The sequence below is a fragment of the Mesorhizobium sp. M1403 genome (genome assembly GCF_040317695.1).
Classification (GTDB): domain Bacteria; phylum Pseudomonadota; class Alphaproteobacteria; order Rhizobiales; family Rhizobiaceae; genus Mesorhizobium.
The window spans coordinates 197620-215708 of record NZ_JAMYKY010000007.1; the positions used below are offsets into that span (position 1 = coordinate 197620).

General features: G+C 63.6%; 18 protein-coding genes. 12 read left to right on the forward strand and 6 right to left on the reverse strand.

Features of this window, described 5'->3' with window-relative positions; translation table 11 throughout:
• Positions 1-24: 24 nt before the first annotated feature.
• Positions 25-2007: a glycoside hydrolase family 127 protein gene (locus NKH01_RS15160; RefSeq protein ID WP_353020842.1), complete on the forward strand. Its 1983-nt coding sequence runs from the start codon at positions 25-27 to the stop codon at positions 2005-2007.
• Here the strand turns inward: NKH01_RS15160 and NKH01_RS15165 are convergent.
• Positions 1994-2740: a gamma-glutamylcyclotransferase gene (locus NKH01_RS15165; protein WP_352818344.1), complete on the reverse strand. Its 747-nt coding sequence runs from the start codon at positions 2738-2740 to the stop codon at positions 1994-1996. The two genes, NKH01_RS15160 and NKH01_RS15165, sit on opposite strands and share 14 nt — an antisense overlap.
• Before the next feature lie 233 nt (positions 2741-2973).
• On the opposite strand from NKH01_RS15165, the gene NKH01_RS15170 reads away from it, so the two are divergent.
• From NKH01_RS15170 to NKH01_RS15180, 3 genes are all read left to right on the forward strand, one after another.
• Positions 2974-3138 (forward strand): hypothetical protein, encoded by a 165-nt coding sequence (locus tag NKH01_RS15170; protein WP_353020844.1) that lies wholly within the window; start codon positions 2974-2976, stop codon positions 3136-3138.
• Between the two features lie 101 nt (positions 3139-3239).
• Positions 3240-4403: a putative hexosyltransferase gene (locus NKH01_RS15175; protein ID WP_353020846.1), complete on the forward strand. Its 1164-nt coding sequence runs from the start codon at positions 3240-3242 to the stop codon at positions 4401-4403.
• Positions 4390-5022: a hypothetical protein gene (locus NKH01_RS15180; protein ID WP_023717155.1), complete on the forward strand. Its 633-nt coding sequence runs from the start codon at positions 4390-4392 to the stop codon at positions 5020-5022. Before NKH01_RS15175 ends, NKH01_RS15180 begins: the two co-directional genes overlap by 14 nt.
• Here NKH01_RS15180 and NKH01_RS15185 read toward each other — a convergent pair.
• The 4 genes from NKH01_RS15185 to NKH01_RS15200 all read right to left on the reverse strand — a co-directional run bounded on the left by NKH01_RS15185 (position 5019) and on the right by NKH01_RS15200 (position 9016).
• On the reverse strand, positions 5019-5474 hold the full coding sequence (locus tag NKH01_RS15185) for a GtrA family protein (protein ID WP_352481293.1): 456 nt from the start codon (positions 5472-5474) through the stop codon (positions 5019-5021). The genes NKH01_RS15180 and NKH01_RS15185 overlap by 4 nt on opposite strands.
• The gene (locus NKH01_RS15190) at positions 5452-6144 is read right to left on the reverse strand and encodes a class I SAM-dependent methyltransferase (protein WP_353020848.1); all 693 of its coding nucleotides are present in this window, start codon (positions 6142-6144) and stop codon (positions 5452-5454) included. The genes NKH01_RS15185 and NKH01_RS15190 overlap by 23 nt, the downstream gene beginning before the upstream one ends.
• The gene (locus NKH01_RS15195) at positions 6119-7189 is read right to left on the reverse strand and encodes a glycosyltransferase family 2 protein (RefSeq protein WP_156948034.1); all 1071 of its coding nucleotides are present in this window, start codon (positions 7187-7189) and stop codon (positions 6119-6121) included. Before NKH01_RS15195 ends, NKH01_RS15190 begins: the two co-directional genes overlap by 26 nt.
• Before the next feature lie 444 nt (positions 7190-7633).
• Positions 7634-9016 carry an FAD-binding oxidoreductase gene (locus tag NKH01_RS15200; RefSeq protein WP_353020851.1) on the reverse strand — a complete coding sequence of 461 codons (1383 nt, stop codon included), beginning with the start codon at positions 9014-9016 and terminating at the stop codon, positions 7634-7636.
• Positions 9017-9242: 226 nt separating this feature from the next.
• Here NKH01_RS15200 and NKH01_RS15205 point away from each other — a divergent pair, with 226 nt between their 5' ends.
• Positions 9243-10250, forward strand: coding sequence for an AraC family transcriptional regulator (locus tag NKH01_RS15205; protein ID WP_353020853.1), 1008 nt, complete (start codon positions 9243-9245; stop codon positions 10248-10250).
• Positions 10251-10383: 133 nt separating this feature from the next.
• Here NKH01_RS15205 and efp read toward each other — a convergent pair whose 3' ends face one another.
• Positions 10384-10950, reverse strand: a complete 567-nt coding sequence (efp, locus tag NKH01_RS15210; RefSeq protein WP_023717161.1) for an elongation factor P — start codon at positions 10948-10950, stop codon at positions 10384-10386.
• A gap of 114 nt (positions 10951-11064) precedes the next feature.
• On the opposite strand from efp, the gene epmA reads away from it, so the two are divergent.
• The 7 genes from epmA to lpxK all read left to right on the forward strand — a co-directional run bounded on the left by epmA (position 11065) and on the right by lpxK (position 17865).
• A complete protein-coding gene (epmA, locus tag NKH01_RS15215; protein WP_353020855.1) occupies positions 11065-12111 on the forward strand; it encodes an EF-P lysine aminoacylase EpmA in 1047 nt (348 codons plus the stop codon).
• A 169-nt stretch (positions 12112-12280) separates the two neighbouring features.
• A complete protein-coding gene (locus NKH01_RS15220) occupies positions 12281-13624 on the forward strand; it encodes a TldD/PmbA family protein (protein WP_353020857.1) in 1344 nt (447 codons plus the stop codon).
• Positions 13611-14417, forward strand: a complete 807-nt coding sequence (locus tag NKH01_RS15225) for a 3'(2'),5'-bisphosphate nucleotidase CysQ (RefSeq protein WP_353020859.1) — start codon at positions 13611-13613, stop codon at positions 14415-14417. The genes NKH01_RS15220 and NKH01_RS15225 overlap by 14 nt, the downstream gene beginning before the upstream one ends.
• A 74-nt stretch (positions 14418-14491) precedes the next feature.
• Positions 14492-14737: a DUF4170 domain-containing protein gene (locus NKH01_RS15230; RefSeq protein WP_353020860.1), complete on the forward strand. Its 246-nt coding sequence runs from the start codon at positions 14492-14494 to the stop codon at positions 14735-14737.
• Between the two features lie 5 nt (positions 14738-14742).
• The gene (locus tag NKH01_RS15235) at positions 14743-15522 is read left to right on the forward strand and encodes a lysophospholipid acyltransferase family protein (protein ID WP_023717166.1); all 780 of its coding nucleotides are present in this window, start codon (positions 14743-14745) and stop codon (positions 15520-15522) included.
• Entirely contained in the window at positions 15519-16835 is a 1317-nt protein-coding gene (gene waaA / locus NKH01_RS15240) for a lipid IV(A) 3-deoxy-D-manno-octulosonic acid transferase (RefSeq protein ID WP_023717167.1), read from the forward strand. Before NKH01_RS15235 ends, waaA begins: the two co-directional genes overlap by 4 nt.
• Before the next feature lies 1 nt (position 16836).
• A complete protein-coding gene (lpxK, locus tag NKH01_RS15245; RefSeq protein ID WP_353020862.1) occupies positions 16837-17865 on the forward strand; it encodes a tetraacyldisaccharide 4'-kinase in 1029 nt (342 codons plus the stop codon).
• The last annotated feature ends 224 nt before the right edge of the window (positions 17866-18089 follow it).

Below are 18089 nucleotides of genomic sequence, written 5' to 3' on the forward strand. Positions count from 1 at the left end.
ATCGAACCGAACCGGAGTAAATTGATGACCGCATCGCCATCCGCCAGTCAGGGCGCCAAGCCAAAACTCGCCTTCCGTCCGCTGCCGGTGCCGCAGGTCGACGTGCGCGGCTTCTGGGGCGACCGCGTCGATGCCGTCGCGAGCAAAACCGCCGGCATCCTCTACGATCGCTGCGTCGAGGCGCGCATGCTCGAGCAGATCGATCCGGACCGGCCGTCGCCCGGCGTCGTCATTCCATTCCATTCACCGTCGCCGGACGAGGCAGCCACCGCCGGCAACGAATTCACCGGATCGACGGTGACGACCCAGATGTTCTGGGACTCCGACTGGGGCAAGACCATCGAGACCGCCGCCTATTCGCTCTACCGCCGCCGCAACGAGGAGCTGGAGAAGAAGATCGACGCCGTCATCGACATGTATGGCAAGCTGCAGCAGCCCGACGGCTATCTGTCGAGCTGGTACCAGCGCATCCAGCCGGGCCTGCGCTGGACCAATCTGCGCGATTGCCACGAGCTCTATTGCGCCGGCCACCTGATCGAAGGCGCGGTCGCCTATTACCAGGCCACAGGCAAACGCAAGCTGCTCGATATCATGTGCCGCTACGCCGACCATATCGCAGAAACATTCGGTCCCGAGCCCGGCAAGAAGAAGGGCTATTGCGGCCACGAGGAGATCGAGCTGGCGCTGGTCAAGCTGGCGCGGGTGACGGGCGAGCGCAAATACATGGAGCTTGCCAAATACTTCATCGATCAGCGCGGCCAGCAGCCGCATTATTTCGACAAGGAGGCGCGCGCCCGCGGCGCCGACCCGAAGGCCTATCACTTCAAGACCTACGAATACAACCAGTCGCACAAGCCCGTTCGCGAGCAGGACAAGGTCGTCGGCCATGCGGTGCGGGCGATGTACCTCTATTCGGGCATGGCCGACATCGCCACCGAATATGGCGACGACACGCTGCGGGTGGCGCTCGACCGGCTGTGGGACGATCTCATGACCAAGAACCTTTACGTGACTGGCGGTCTCGGGCCATCGTCGCACAATGAGGGTTTCACTGCCGATTACGACCTGCCCAACGACACCGCCTATGCCGAGACCTGCGCTTCGGTCGGCCTGGTGTTCTGGGCAAGCCGCATGCTCGGCATGGGTCCCAATGCGCGCTACGCCGACATCATGGAGCGGGCGCTTTACAACGGCTCGATCTCCGGCCTGTCACTCGACGGCTCGCTGTTCTTCTACGAAAATCCGCTCGAAAGCCGCGGCGCCCACCACCGCTGGAAATGGCATCGCTGCCCGTGCTGCCCGCCCAATGTCGGACGCATGGTCGCTTCGATCGGCAGCTATTTCTACGGCCTGTCAGACGACGCACTCGCCGTCCATCTCTATGGAAACGGCACGGCTCGTTTCGATATCGCCGGGAACCAAATAGAGCTCACCCAAACCAGCAATTATCCCTGGGACGGCGCGGTCTCGATCTCCGTCGAACCGGAAGCGCCGACCGAGTTCACCTTGCACCTGCGCCTGCCGGCCTGGTGCCGCAAGGCGGCGCTTAAGGTCAACGGCGCCGATATCGATTTGGATGCTGTCACCAGTGACGGCTATGCCGCGATCCGCCGCGAATGGCGCAAAGGCGACCGCGTCGAGCTCGATCTCGAAATGGCCGTCGACCGCCTCTACGCCAATCCGCAGGTGCGGCAGGATATTGGCCGCGTCGCACTGGCGCGCGGACCGCTGATCTATTGCATCGAAGAGACCGACAATTCCAGCCAGCTGCACCGCATCGCTCTACCGCGAACGGCCGAGATCGAGGCACACAAACAGCCAAACCTTTTGGGCGGCGTCGTCACGCTTTCCGCGATTGCCAAAAAGGAGGCTTTCGAAAACTGGGAAGAGGGGCTCTACCGCACCGAACCGCCGGCGGTCGAGGAAGCGAAAGTCACCGCCGTGCCGTACTTCGCCTGGGACAACCGCGATCCCGGCGAGATGCTGGTCTGGCTCAGGGACGAATAAAGCCCGACGGCGGCGCCCGGCCGATCTCCTCGGCCACAAGTTCCTGCAGCTGCCAGAGATTGCGGTCGCGGATGCCGCAGGCGTCGAGATGGCGAATGGTCTCGAACAGATATTCGGCGCCCGAACCCCAATGGCCGACGGCCGTGGCCAGGGTCGCCGCTATCGCTCGCTTTTCGAGCTTGCCGGCATAGCGCGGATTGGCGGGATCGACAACGAAACCAAGCGCTTGGCCCATGCCGTCGCCCGTCCTGACCTGCAGCCAGCGCGGCACGTTGACGGCCGGCAGGATGGTCATCTCGCGGCGCAGCAGCGCTTCGAGATTGGCCGCCACTGGCTCGGCGATCTCGAACACCATCCCCTGGCATTGGCCGCCGCGGTCGAGCGCCATCATCAGGCCGGGCTGCTCCACCGTGCCCCTGAAGCGCTGCACCGTAAAACAGAACGAACGGTGCCAGCCCGTCGCTACGGCCCGTTCGCCACCCCTGACCTCGCCGGCCGGCTTCCATAGCAGCGAACCATAGGCGAACAGCTTCACCGGCCCGGCCGGCGCGCCGGCCAGCACCTCGTCGCGAATGCGCGCGTAATCGGCATCGGTCATGTAGACCATGCCCGGCGTCGGCCCGGCGTCCTCGACCGCCCGCAAGGTGCGGGCGACCAGCGCCTCGGTCAGCGCCATCGGCGGCTTGCGCGGCGCCGACTGACGCCGCGATGCGGCGGAAATGACCTTGCTCATCCTCACACTCTCAGCTTTGCCGCCATGTTGCCGAAGGCTGGAGGATTCTCAAGGGCCGAGTACGCGGGCGCGGCATCAGGGTTCAAAACTGTCGTGTACAACAGCTTGACGGAATCGCACAAAATACGCGGCGGACTTTTGCGCGTCGAATTCCAGCCACGGCACCGCATCGCTCTGCCGCGAACGGCTGAGATCGAGGCACACAAGCAGCGAACCGTCTGGGCGGCGGCGTCATGCTTTCGGCGATTGCCAAAAGGAGACTTTCGAAAACTGGAAAGGGGCTCTACCGCACCGAACCGCCGGCGGTCGAGGAAGTGAAAGTCGGCGCCGTGCCGCATTTCGCCTGGCACAACCGCGACCCCGGCGAGATGCTGGTCTGGCTCAGAAGCGCCGGATAGCGGTATCGCCAATTTGAGCCGCGTGAACGCCTTGAATTCGCCGGGGCGCGCGTCATCTAGCTTTGAGTGGCGCCTGCCATTTGAACGGGTGGAGGCAGATTTTGGCGCTCGAAGCTGTCGCGCGTCCGAACGCCGGTGGCCGCTTTGTTGCGGTAGCCGTCGTCGCGGTGCCGTTGGCTTTCGTCGTCAGTGGGCTGGCCATTCGCTATGCCGCATTTGCTTCGGTTTCGGCAGAACCCGGCTTCGCGGCCTATGCCCAGGCGCTCTGCCGCTGGGATTGCGCGTGGTATGTCGGCATTTCCGAACACGGCTATGAGCGCTTTCCCATTCCAGGCCAGAGCAATGTCGGACGCTGGGGCTTTTTCCCGCTCTATCCGATGCTGGTGGCGGCAATCCGGTCTGTTTTCCGCTTTCCGACGATACTCGTCGCGTCGATCACATCGATTGCGTGCAGCTATGCCGCCTGTCTGGTGGCGTGGCCACTGCTCGAGAAGAACATGCGCGCTTATGTTCTGTATTGCGCCTTCCTGCTCAGCGGCCCGTTCTCCTATCACTTCACGACTTTCCTGACCGAACCTCTTTTCGTACTCCTGACTTCGTGCGTTTTTCTGGCGCTCAAACGCTCCAGCTATCTGGCTGCGGGACTGTCATCGGCTCTCCTGTCGGCAACCAGGCTCGTCGGGGTGCTCGTTGTATTCGCGACCGTCATTCAGATGTTCACGGATTACCGCGCAAAGGGCGGATCGACGCTGTCGTTCCCGCGTTGGCTGCTTGGCCGACCGGATCTGCTCGTCGCCATCTTCATCTCGCCGGCCGGCCTATTCGCCTACATCCTGTTTCTCTATCTGACCGTCGGCGACGGCTTTGCCTTCCTGCACGTGCAGCGCGCGTTTGGACGGGTGCCGGGCAATCCGCTCGCCTTTATATGGGACGGGTTTTCGGCCGTTCCGACAACTGGATGGCTGCCCACGTCGCCGCAATGGAGCGCGCTCGCCGCACTCATCGGACTGGCGCTATCGGCGGTTCTGGCGGTTCGCAGGCAATATGGCGCCGCGTTGTTCTGCGCCTGCTGCATCATCCTGCCGCTGATCACGAACCTGGCCTCGATGGTCAGATACGTCGTTGGGCTTGCACCTCTGACAATATTGCTGGCCATGCTGTCGTCGGCGTCGAAGCTGACTTTTCTTGCGGCTCTGGCTCTCTTCCTGGGCGCCTGTTATTTCATGACCGTGGCATGGATCGGAGGCTATCTTGCCCTGGTCTGACATTTCGGGCCGGTATCTGCGCGGGGCCAGGCTTGCCAGCTACGCGCTGGCGGCGGTTCTGGCGGGAACGGAAATCGTCATTCTTGCGCTTGCTCTCAATCCGAATGTCAACGCCGATTATCGCGCCTATTACATTGACCGGACGACGACCTGCCTCAATCGCGATGCGGTCGGCAGCTATACCCTAGGCGAGACGGTGTCGTTCCGGTCCGACGGAGCCAAAAAGGCAGCCGGCATGAGGGTCTGCGGCTGGTCGGGACCCGTTGCCGACGGCACCCATTCCCTAGGCGAGACCTCGCGGCTTCGGCTGAAGATACCGCCGCTCCACGACAGTGTGACGGCCACGCTGCAAATGGCCGCCGCCATTCGCCCGCCGCAGGTCACGCAGCGGATTATTATTTCGGTGAATGGCGTTCGGGTGCATGCGGTGACGCTGTCCGGCAAAGAGCCGCGAACGGTCTCGTTCGTCATTCCAACGGCGGCCCTCGCCGAGGCCAGGATACTCGATGTCGCCTTCGACTACCTCGACGGCATTCCGCCAAGTTCGGCCGCCAGCAACATCTACAAGCGCGCCATCAAATTGTTGTCGTTCCGGCTCGATCCTGTTGAGCCGGGTTAGGGCGGGCGATCACGTTGCTGGCCGGGTCTTCGCTGCGCAAAAACCCACCGGTCGAGCATGAGAAGATTGACCGCTGGAACAAGCAAGCATGTAACCAGAATGGCGATGATCGGCGGCAGGCCGAGTTTGGCCGTCAAAACCGCCGGCGCCGCGTAGGCAACGGCGAAGCCTGTCGCCGTCAGCAAGAAAAAACGCGGAGCTTCCGATCGATGCGATCCGCTCGACGCGAAAGTCACGAACTTATGCGCGAGATAAGAAAACAGGGCGGCTGCGGTGTAAGCCGCGAGCGAGGCACCGACCGGCGAGAGGCCGAACCGTTGCCATTTTACCAAAGCGGTGGCCATCACTGCATAAAGGATCGTTGCGGCGATGCCGACCGACCCGAAGCGCGCCAGCACCCTCAGCCCGGCGTCGCCGGTTGAACGGCGCTCAGACACGCGCACTACACGCATACTGCGCTCCAAGCGGCAAAGGCGCGAATACCCGCTCGACCCTTCTGGCCAAGGGCCTTGCCGATGGCAGCAGCAGGAAATGCTCGGAGCGGATGTCCCGGAAGCCTGTTTCCTGAAAAACGGACCTCGCTTTGGCGGCGTTGAGCAGAACCGCGTCGTGATCGAACGGACACCGGAACACAGCAAGGCGCGTCAGTGGATTGTAGGGATTGTGCTCGATAATGCAGGCGACGCCGCCCGGCCGTACGACGCGCCGCATTTCCAGGAAGAAATCGAGCCAGGAGGAGGGCGGAACGTGATGGACGACGCAACTGGCGAAAGCCAGATCGAACATGCCGTCCTCGTAAGGCAGCCCCTGAGTGCTGCAGGTCCTGTAGGCCACACGCGGATTGTGTTGGCTGGCGTGCAAAATCGATTCTTGCGAGACATCGCAACCATCGACGCTGTCGAAAGCACCGTCGAGGTAGGGGTGGAGCGAACCGACGCCGCAGCCGACATCCAGCGCCCTTACAGCCGACCCACCCTGCCGAAGCTTTCGCTCGAAGACCAGACGCCGCAGCAGATCCGCCTTGGCGACAAGGAAGAAGTCGTGGCTGAGTCCGGAAAACCGGATGGACCCTTCGACCGCCTCGCCATAGTTGGATTTATAGCTGTCGAAGAGTTCGGCCATTGGCGGGGACTCCACTCCTGGGTTTGTGAAACGATCGGCGGCGCTCACCGGAGGCGGCACGCATCGACTCGTCGAAGCCGGTGAGCCGATCGATGACATAAAGCGGGCGGCGTTTCACCTCGGCGTGGATGCTGCCGACGTAGAGTCCGACCACGCCGGTCATGAAAAGGTTGATCCCGCACAGGAGCGACACGATCACCACCGTGGATGTCCACCCGGCAATGATCCCGGTTTCAAAAAACCAGGCAAAGATGGCGTAGGCGCCAAAGACCCCCGCAAGCGCGGAAATGACCAACCCGCCCCAGAGCGCCAGGCGCAACGGCTTCTCGGAGAAACTGACGATGCCGTGAACCGCAAGGTGCATCATCTTCCAGAACGGGTATTTGGTCTGGCCCAGGGTTCGTGCGTGGCGCTCAAATGGCACGGCCGTCTGCTTGAACCCCATCCAGCCGAACATGCCCCTGACGAAGCGGTCATGTTCGGGCATACGCTTGAAGGTTTCCAGCGCCTTGCGGCCGACTAGGCGGAAGTCGCCGACGTCGCGCGGAATATCGACCGACGTCATTTTCTCCAGCAGGCGATAGAAAAGACTTGCCGTAAAGCGCTTGAACCAGGATTCGCCCTCGCGCTTGACCCGGCGGGCGTAGACGATCTCGAAACCTTCCTTCCACTTAGCCACCAGATCGAGAACGACTTCCGGCGGATCCTGCAGGTCCGCATCCATGACGATGACGGCATCGCCCGCAGCGGCGTCCATGCCGGCGGTAATCGCCACCTGGTGGCCGAAATTGCGGGAAAATTCGATCAGCCGAAAGCGCGGCTCGGCGGCGACCACTTTTTGAAGGTATTCGACGCTTCCATCGCGGCTTCCGTCATCGACGAAGATGGCCTCCGTTTCGCCGTCCAGCCGGCCGATAAGCGAACTGATCCGCTCGATCAGCCGAGGCAGCACCTGTTCTTCATTGTATACGGGCAGGACCAGCGAGTAGCGCGGCGGTGACCTGTTCACCGTTATTCCCGGGCCTTGGACCACAGACTCTCGCATGCGGTTGAAAATGGAACGCAAGCTACAAAGTTCCAAAGGCAATTAAGAAACTGCTAATTTAGCTAGTTCTTAAGTGGATACCGGTCCTCGAGAAGGACTGAAGGGTGTCGTGGTGACGTCGGACGTCCGCATCGAAGCGTGAAATTGTCGGTAGGCTGCCGGCGCGATCGGCCTGGCGAGAAGCAGTCGCTGAGGCATAACCCGTTGACCGCATTGCCTGCTCCCGGACTTGCCTGTTGAAGCAGCGCTACGGGTGACCTGAGCGTGCGGGCCGACCGCTTCGACGCGTGTCAGACATGGCTCATGGAACATGGTCGCCGAGCCCGGCCGAGTATCGCGCTTGTAGGCCGCCGAGCGTCCTGACCGGCAACCTATCGTACCGGCCGGGCCTTAGCTGGCCCGGGCGGTACGATACAACACTTGCTGGCCTGACGAGGGCGGCCGTCAAGCAGCCGGCCGGATGTTTTGGTTCACCCGGAAGAGGTTGTTCGGGTCGTATTTCTTCTTCAGCGAGGCCAGGCGCTCGTAGTTATCGCCATAAGCCGCCTTGAGCCTTCCCTCGCCCTCGTCATCCATCATGAAGTTCAGATAGGCGCCACCCAGATCGAAGGGATGCACGGCCTCCCAGTAGGCCTTGGTCCAGCGCGTCACCGGCCCCGCTTTCTGTGGGTCCGGATCGATCCCGGCGATGACCATCGACCAGGTCGCATCACGGTAATTCCAGGGTGTCTCGTCTTTGCCGACGCGATGGACAGCGCCGTCGATCGGATAGAGATGCATGAGCGATAGCTCGCTCGGTGTTTTCGCCGCCTGCTTGAGATGAGCGTCGATCGCCTCGTCGGACAGCGTCTTGACGAAATCGCCCCGCCAATACCACTGCATCCCCTTCGGATAGAGCCCATCGAACATGCTCTGCACCGCGGGATAGGGCATCATTCCCATCCAATTGAACCAGGGCGCAGGCAGCGCATCGAGTAGCGGAGCCACCGCCTCTCTGCCCTTTTCCTCCGGGCCGTTGTAGCAACACATCAGCAGACACATCCGCTTTCCCCAAAACTCTTCCGGGAACGGTGCGCTCGACAGGATCGTCTTGAGCCCGAGGAAGATCCCGAGTTCCTCGGGCGCGCGCGGCAGGAACTCGCGATAATGCTGCATGATGGTGCGGGCCTGGCGCTGATCCCATGCGATCGGCCCCGCAAAGACCATGCTGACCTGGTGGAGCTTGAACACAAAGCTGGTGACGACGCCGAAATTGCCGCCGCCGCCGCGAAGCGCCCAGAACAGGTTGGGGTTTCGCTCCTTGCTGGCGGTGACGAAGCTGCCGTCGGCAAGCACGACATCGGCCTCGACCAGATTGTCGATGGTCAGGCCATATTTGCGCGTCAGATAGCCATGGCCGCCGCTGAGCGTCAGTCCGGCGACCCCGGTGGTCGAGATGATGCCCGCCGGTACGGCCAGGCCAAAGGCATGGGTTGCGTGGTCGAGGTCGCCCTGAGTGCAGCCCGGACCCACCCGCGCCGTACGGGCATCCGGATCGACACGCACGCCGTTCATCGCCGACAGGTCGATCACCAGACCGTCGTCGCAACTCCCCAATCCTGGTCCGTTATGGCCGCCGCCACGTACCGCAACCAGCAAATTGTTGTCGCGGCCGAAATTCACCGCTGTGATCACGTCGGCCACGTCCACACAGCGGGCGATGATCAGCGGCCGCTTGTCGATCATGCCGTTGTAGAGCTTGCGGGCCTCATCATAGCGGGCGTCGCCGGTCCGGATGACTTCGCCCCGCAGGCTTGCTGCGAATTTGGTGATGTCTTCATCGTGCATGGTATTCCTCCCTGTTATTGGACCTGTCGGCCGGTCGATGAAACGCTAATCCCGTCCGCTGTTCCCGCAAATGTCACATCGTCCATTTCTGTTGCCCGATCGTTCAGAGTAGGATTAGACCGGATGGGTAGTTGCTAGGGCGGCTGTATTGCCGGATAGTTCGAGATGCCTTGTCGAAAAACTCGTTGTCAAAGGGAGTAGCCGATCGTTTCCGGAGGTGTAGTGCATGGATGTCCTTTCCGATGTGCTCCGAGCTGTTCGCCTCACCGGTGCGATCTATTTCGACGTCGACGCCAGCTCTCCCTGGGTCGGCGAGTCGCCGGGCACGGCCGACATTGCCGCCGCCATCATGCCGGAGGCAGAGCACATCATTTCCTTTCATGCCGTGATGTCTGGCTCGTGCTGGGCCGCGCTGGCAGACGATTCGGTACCCCCGGTGCTCGTGAACGCCGGTGATGTCGTTGTCTTCCCCGGTGGTGTTCCGAACGTCTTGAGCTCCTCGCCCGGAGCGCGGGGCGAACCCAATATGGCGATGTATTATCGGCCGATAGACGAGAGCCTGCCGTTCGCGGTGATCCATGGTGGCGGGGGAGACGAGCGGACCCGGTTCATTTGCGGGTATCTTGGCTGCGATGCACGTCCCTTCAATCCTCTCCTCGCTGCATTGCCGGCCATCCTGTGTGCCCGCAAGCCCGCCGATGGAAGCAGCTGGGTTATCGACCTGTTTCGGCTGGCGCTGGCCGAAGGTGGCAGTGGGCGGGCGGGCGGTGAAACGATCCTCGCCAAGCTGAGCGAGCTGATGTTTGTCGAGATCATCCGCCGCCATCTTGAGACCCTCCCCGGCGATTCGCGCGGCTGGCTGTCAGGCCTACGGGATCCACATGTCGGCGAGGCGCTCCGGCTCATCCACGCTCGCCCCAGGGAGGAATGGACATTGGACCGGCTCGCCCGCGAAGTAGGGCTCTCGCGCACGGCGTTTGCGAGCCGCTTTACCCACTATGTCGAGGTCTCGCCGATGCACTATCTTGCTCGCTGGCGTCTGCAACTGGCGGGACGTTTGCTCGAACGGCCCGAAATGAGCATTGCGCAAGCGGGTGCCGAGGTCGGCTACGAGTCGGAAGCCGCCTTCAATCGCGCCTTCAAAAAGTTCGTCGGCATTCCACCTGGCACCTGGCGAAAGGGACGGTCGGCGTTGCTCGAGGCTCAAAGATTGCCCGCTGGCGTCGTGCAATAGGAAAGAACTGGCCGGGCGTTGACGCTGCGGTCTGCGTGCCGCGTCCCAATGCTCGAAAGCCCCCTGGCACAAAGCGGTCGACGATGACCGGCCGCCTCGGCGCGCTAGGGCGAGGCGTTTCAGGCTTCGCGCCTCAATCCTTCGCGCGCTCGACATACGCGCCATCCGCCGTCATCACCACCACGCGGGTGCCGGCGCTGATGTGTGGTGGTACCAGGGTACGCACGCCGTTAGACAGCGTTGCCGGCTTGTAGGACGAGGACGCGGTCTGGCCCTTGGTCACCGGCTCGGTCTCGACCACCTCGAAAGTGGCGCGCTGCGGCAGTACCAGCGAGATGGCGATGCTGTTGTATTGCGAGATCTGCACCGGCATGCCTTCCACCAGATAAGGCGCCATGTCGCCGACCACGCTCTCCGGCACCGCCACCTGGTCGTAGCTCTCCGGGTTCATGAAATGAAAGCCTTCGCCGTCCTGGTAGAGGAAAGTGTGCTCGCGCTCCTCGACATAGGCGCGCTCGACCTGCTCGGTGGTGCGGTAACGCTCGGAAACTTTAACCCCGTCGGAGATACGCCGCATGTCGAGCTGGGTGACCGGCGTACCCTTGCCAGGATGAATGTTTTCGGCAAAGAGGATCACATAAAGCTTGCCGTCCTTTTCGACGACGTTGCCTTTGCGTAAGGAGCTGGCGATGACCTTCACGGGTTTCCATCCTGATAAAATTTGTTGGCGCAAATCGGCTGGAGAGGCCGTTGGGTGCGGCCTAGCGCATCTTGGCCGCAATCGCCAGCCCTCTGTGCAATTCGCCTGAAGCCGATGACCGCCGCTTCGCCATGGTGGACGCCGCATGTCCATGCCGACCGCCGGCCGCGGCTGATCCTGCGCAACGCCATTGCCGCCGGCATGCGCGACTGGTTCGCCCGCCGTGACTTCGTGGAGGTGGAGACATCGGCCCTGCAGATCTCGCCCGGCAATGAAGCGCATCTGTCGGCCTTTGCCACCGAGGCGATCGGGCCGGACGGGCAGCGCCAGCCGCTCTACCTCCACACTTCGCCGGAATTCGCCTGCAAGAAGCTGCTTGCCGCCGGCGAGGAGCGCATCTTCAGCCTCGCTGCTGTCTGGCGCAACCGCGAGCGCGGCCCTTTGCACCATCCGGAGTTTACCATGCTCGAATGGTATCGCGTCGGCGAAGCCTATGAGAGCCTGATGCGCGATTGCGCCGAGCTCGTCGCGCTGGCGGCCGAACGGGCAGGCGCAAAGCGTTTTAGCTTCCGCGGCCGCGAGGCCGACCCGTTCGCCGAGCCGGAACGGTTGAGCGTCGCCGAAGCCTTCATGCGCCATGCCGGCATCGATCTGCTGGCGACTGTGGCAGCCGATGGCAGCACCGACCGCGCGGGGTTGCATGCCGCCCTGGTCCAGGCCGGATTGCGGACCGCGCCCGACGACAATTGGGCCGACCTGTTCAGCCGGGTGATGGTCGAAAAAATCGAACCGGCGCTGGGGCAGGGGCGCGCCACCATTCTTTTCGGATATCCAATCTCGGAGGCGGCATTGGCCAGGCCGAGCGCCGACGATTCACGCACCGCCGAGCGTTTTGAGCTTTATTGTTGCGGCGTCGAGCTCGCCAACGCCTTTGGCGAGTTGACCGATCCGGCCGAGCAGCGCCGGCGTTTTGCCGCCGAAATGGACGAAAAACAGCGTGTCTATGGCGAACGCTATCCGATCGACGAGGATTTCCTCGCAGCGCTCGCGATCATGCCGCAAGCGAGCGGCGCGGCGCTCGGCTTCGACCGGCTGGTGATGCTCGCCACCGGCGCGCTCCGGATCGACGACGTGATCTGGACGCCGGTGGCCGCTTCCTGAGGGATTGTCGATCTCGCCATTGCCGCTCACCCGCCTGACACTGGCAGCCCTGTTCAGGCGCTTGATGCACCCGCTTTGCGCCTTCTCCCATTGCAGAAGCCGCACCGGGACAATAGATGGTGCAGCAGCGGCTGCCCTTCAGCCGGCCGGAAATAACAGGATTATGCGCATGACCGATACGCTCGACGCAGCGAAACTGACCGATCGCGTCGCGGCCCTGGTCGAGGCTGCCAAACGGGCCGGGGCCGATGCCGCCGATGCGGTTGCAGTACGCGGCCGCTCAACCGGTGTGTCGGTGCGGCTTGGCAAGGTCGAAGGCACAGAGGCGTCCGAGAGCGAGGACGTCTCGTTGCGCGTCTTCGTCGGCAGACGCGTGGCGAGCGTTTCGGCAACGGCGGCATCCGACCCCAATATGCTGGCTGAGCGCGCCGTCGCCATGGCCAAAGTGTCGCCCGAAGATCCCTATCAGGGTCTCGCCGATCCGGCCTTGCTGGTCAAAAAGCCGCGCGATCTCGATCTGTTCGACGCCACCGAGGTATCGGCGGACCAGTTGAAGGAAGCAGCCCTTGCCGCCGAGGCGGCGGCGCTTGCCGTCAAGGGCGTCACCAATTCCGCCGGCAGCGGCGCCAGTGCCGGGCTCGGCGGCCTGGTGCTCGCCACCTCGCACGGCTTCGTCGGCCATTACGTCGCCTCGCGTTTTTCGCGCTCGACCAGCGTCATCGCCGGCGAGGGCACCGGCATGGAGCGCGATTACGAATTCTCCTCGCGCCAGCATTTTTCCGATCTCGACGCGCCGGAAGACATCGGCCGCAAGGCCGGCGAGCGCGCCGTACGCCGTATTGGCGCGCGCAAGGCTGCGACCGGGCCGGTCGACGTGGTGTTCGATCCGCGCGTCGCGCGCGGCATTGCCGGCCATCTCGCCGGTGCCATCAATGGCGCCGCGGTGGCGCGCAAGACCAGCTTTCTGCGCGACATGATGGGCAAGAAGGTGGCTTCGGCCGCAATCACCGTCACCGACGAGCCGCTCCGGCGCCGCGGCCAGGCCTCGCGCCCCTTCGACGGCGAAGGCGTCGAGGGCGAGAAATTGTTCATGGTCGACAAGGGCGTGCTCAACCACTGGTTCCTGTCGACCTCGGCGGCGCGGGAACTCGGCCTCGTCACCAATGGGCGCGGCTCGCGCAGCGGCTCGTCGGTCTCGCCATCGTCGACCAATCTCGCCATCGAGCCCGGGGAAAGCACGCCGGAAGAGCTGATCAAGTCGCTCAAGACCGGCTTCTACGTCACCGAAGTGTTCGGCCAAGGCGTCGACATGGTGACGGGCGAATATAGCCGCGGCGCTTCCGGCTTCTGGATCGAGAATGGCGAGCTGGCCTATCCCGTTGCCGAGGTGACCATCGCCTCCAATTTGAAGACGATGTTCCTCAACATGGTTCCGGCGAGCGATCTCGACCGCAATTTCGGCACTGCCGCACCCACGCTTTTGATCGAAGGAATGACCCTTGCCGGAGCTTGACCCGGCCGTCTCGGCCGGCGCTACTGAAGACCTGCAGCTGCTGCGCGACGCTGCCCGCGAGGCGGGGCTCATCGCCATGCAGTACTTCAACAACAATCCGCAGGTGTGGATGAAGGGTGGCACCTCGCCGGTCAGCGAAGCTGATCACGCCGCCGACAAATATCTGCGCGAGACCTTGCTGGCGGCCCGGCCGGACTATGGCTGGTTGTCGGAGGAAACCGTCGACGACCCGGTAAGGCTTATCGCGCGCCGCACCTTCGTCGTCGATCCGATTGACGGCACGCGCGGCTTCCTCGAGGGCCTGCCCACATGGTGCGTCAGCGTCGCGGTGGTCGAGAACGGCCGCACGCTTGCCGGCGTGCTCGACTGCCCGGCGAAGGGCGAAATCTATTGGGCGCTGCCGGGCGAGGGCGCATTCCTGAATGGCAAGCGCATCGGCGTGCGTCCGCCGTCGGAAACGGCCGAAATCGCCGGACCGAAGGCGATGATCGACCTGATGCCGGCGAAATGGCACAAACGGCTGAAGCGCGTGCCCTATATTCCTTCGCTCGCCTACAGGTTGGCGATGATCGCCGGCGGCCAGCTCGATGCCACCTTCGTCAAGGCCAACGCGCATGACTGGGACATCGCCGCGGCCGACCTCATCCTGCGCGAGGCAGGCGGCGCCGTGCTCGATCGGCACGGCCGCGCGCCGCTCTATGCCGGCGAAGTGATCCGCCACGGCGCGCTTGCCGCCGGCAGCGGCGAACTCCTCGCTGTGCTCGCCGGCGTCATCGCCGGGCTGGACAATTGACCATCATCAATAGTTCCAAAGTCGGCGGCTTTGGTCTAGACCTGTCCCAAACTCACGATATGTGAAGGATCGACATGGCCGCTGAAGACGGAAAGAAACAGCTTTTGCACCTGGTGTTCGGCGGCGAACTCAAGAAGCTGGGCGGCACCGAATTCCGCGACCTCGACGCGCTCGACGTAGTCGGCATCTATCCCGACTATCAATCGGCGCACGACGTCTGGAAGGCCAAGGCGCAAGCCAGCGTCGACAATGCCCATATGCGTTATTTCGTCGTTCACCTGCACCGCCTGCTCGACCCCGAAAACAAGGCTGCCGGTTGACATCGATGAACCATGAAGCGGTCAAGCGATCAGCCCCGCGGTCGGCGGTCAGACGTCGCAAGCCGAAGACGTTCTGGCGCAAGATCCGCGAACCGCTGGCGCAGTCGCGATTCGTCAAGAATGCGCTTGCCGCGCTGTTTGCGTATTTCGTCCGCCTTGTCCGCCTGACCAACCGCATGGTCGACGGATCGGCGAAGTTTTCCGGCGGCGCCTATGCGCAGCTCGAGCCTGGCATCATCGCGCTCTGGCACGGCCAGCATCTGCTGACGCCGGCCTATTATCCCAAGGGACGGCCACTGGTTGCCATGGTGTCGCGCAGCGCCGATGCCGAGCTCAACGCGCTGATGGTCGAGAAATTCGGCATCGAGGCGGTGCGCGGCTCTGGCGGGCGCGAAAGCGCAAGGCATCTCGACAAGGGCGGCGCCAAGGCGCTCATCGCCCTCAAAAAGTCGCTCGCCACCGGCAAGAATGTCGCCATGATTGCTGATATTCCCCACGGCACGCCGCGCGATGCGGGGCTCGGCGTCGTCCTCCTGGCGCGGCTGTCCGGCCGGCCGATCCTGCCTGCCGCGATTGCCACCAGCCGCCGCAAGGTGATCGAGGGCAGCTGGGACAAGACGACGATCAACTTGCCCTTCGGCCGCTCCTCGATTGTCGTCGGCACGCCTGTCTTCGTGCCGGCCAACGCAGACGCCGCGGAAATGGAACGCAAGCGCCAGGAGGTCACGGCCTCGCTCAATGCCGCGACCGCCGAGGCCTATCGCCTTGTGGACGGTTCGAAATGAGTATGCGCTGGGCGCGCGCCTTCCTGACGGCATACCGCTTCGCCGGGGCCGCCGCCTACCCGCTGGTCGGACCTTATGTCGCCTGGCGCACATCCAGAGGCAAGGAGGATCGCATTCGCCGGCGCGAGCGCTACGGCGTCGCCGGACGCGAGCGCCCCGAAGGCCCGGTGATCTGGATCCATGCAGCCAGCGTCGGCGAGACCATCGCCGTCGTGCCGCTGGTCGAGAGCATTCTCGACTACGGCGTCAACATCGTGCTGACGACGGGCACCGTCACCTCGGCGCAGGTCGCCGAAGAACGGCTGGGCGGCCGCATCATCCACCAATATGTGCCGCTCGACCTCAAGCCGGCGGTCAGCCGCTTCCTCGATCATTGGCAACCGGACCTGGCGATCATCGCCGAATCGGAGATCTGGCCGATGACCATCCTGGAACTCGGCGCCCGCCGCGTGCCGCAGGTTCTGGTCAATGGCAGGCTGTCCGACCGCTCCTTCAAATCCTGGAAGAAGCGCGCCAACATCGCCGAAGCATTGTTCGAAAATCTCGCCCATGTCGTCGCCCAGTCGGATCTCGATGGCGAGCGCTTCCTTTCGCTCGGCGCCCGGCCGGTCACCGTGTCCGGCAATCTCAAGGTCGACACCGCGCCGCCGCCGGCCGACGAACGGGCATTGGCGGCGCTGAAACGCCAGATCGGCGCTCGCCCGACCTGGGCGGCGATTTCGACCCATGACGGCGAAGAGGCGGTCGCGGCCGAAGTTCACGCCATGCTGCACAAGCGGCACCACGGGCTTTTGACGATCATCGTGCCGCGCCATCCCGAACGCGCCGGGCAGCTGGCCGCCCAGATTTCCGGCATGGGCCTGAAGCTGGCGCAGCGCAGCAAGGGCGACAGGATCACCGCCGATACCGATATTCTGCTCGGCGACACGATCGGCGAGATGGGGCTTTATCTGAGGCTGACGGAAATTGCCTTTGTCGGCCGTTCGCTGACTTCCGAGGGCGGCCAAAACCCGCTGGAACCGGCCATGCTGGAGACAGCGGTGCTTGCCGGCCGCAACGTCCAGAATTTTCGCGAGGCCTATCAGCGCCTGCTCGACAGTGGCGGCGCCAAGCTGGTGCGCGACCGCGATATGCTGGCCGGCGCCGTCAATTTCCTTTTGACCAACGAGGTGGCTCGTCACGAAATGATGGCGGCGGGTGCGGCGACGGTCGACGAGATGCGCGGTGCGCTGGCACATACGCTCAGGTCGCTCGAGCCCTATATCCAGCCGCTGGTCGTCAAGTCGCGCCTGAAGGGCGCGAACGGGCGTTGACGTGACCTCGGAAGCGCCGCCCTTCTGGTGGGAAGAGCCGGACTGGCGGGTCGTGGCGCTGTCGCCGCTTTCCGCCATCTATGCGCTTATCGCCGGTCGCCGCATGCGGCACGCGCCGCGCGAAAAAGTCGAGGCGCCGGTGCTCTGCATCGGCAACTTCACGGTCGGCGGCACCGGCAAGACGCCGGTGGCGATCGCATTGGCCGAGCAGGCCCGGCGCATGCAGCTCAATCCCGGTTTCCTGTCGCGCGGCCATGGCGGCTCCTTCGCGCAGCCACATATCGTCGATCCGCACCATGACGCCGCCAAGCATGTCGGCGACGAGCCGCTGCTTCTGGCCGAACATGCGCCGGTCGCGGTGACGCCGAACCGGGCCGCCGGCGCCAGGCTTCTGCTGGAGAAGCTCGGCTGCGATTTCCTGATCATGGATGACGGTTTTCAGAGCGCGCGCATCCACATCGATTATGCGCTGGTCGTCGTCGACGCGCGCCATGGCATCGGCAATGGCCGCGTCATCCCCGGCGGACCGCTGCGGGCGAACATCGTCGACCAGTTGGTCTTCACCAGCGCCTTGCTGAAGATGGGCGAGGGCACCGCGGCCGACACGGTCGTGCGTCAGGCAGCGCGCGCCGGCAGGCCGATCTTCGAGGCGCACACCGCCCCGAGCAGCACGGTGATGCTGGCCGGCAGGCGGTTCCTGGCGTTCGCCGGCATCGGCCATCCCGACAAGTTTTTCGACACCGTAGCCGAGGCCGGCGGCGAGCTTGCGCTGACCCGACCGTTTCCTGACCATCATTTCTACAGCGCGGACGAGCTTGCCGAATTGGCGGCGACGGCACGTAAAGCCGGGCTTGGCCTCATTACCACTGCCAAGGATGCTGCCCGCCTGCGTCACGGCGCAGCGCCGCCGGAATTCCTCGACCGGCTCGATGTGCTGGAGATCGACACCGTCTTCGAGCTCGACCATGTGCCGCAACGCATCATCGACGAAACGCTGGATGCCTGGCGGCAGCGCAGGCTCAAAGGCTGACCGGCAGCTTGAGACCGAGGCGATCTGGGGACCGGAATTTGCATCTTTTCGCCGGCCGAGCGTATTTTGTTCTTGCTTTGTGCCGGCAGCTATGCTATTAATTTCGATATGGTGATGATTCGCCAACGACCCGCCCTCGAGCCCCGAGGCGGGTTTTTTATTTCAAGATAACCTCTAAGGTTTCGGTGTTGCCGGCCTGACGCCGCGGCAGAGCGGGCGCGCAG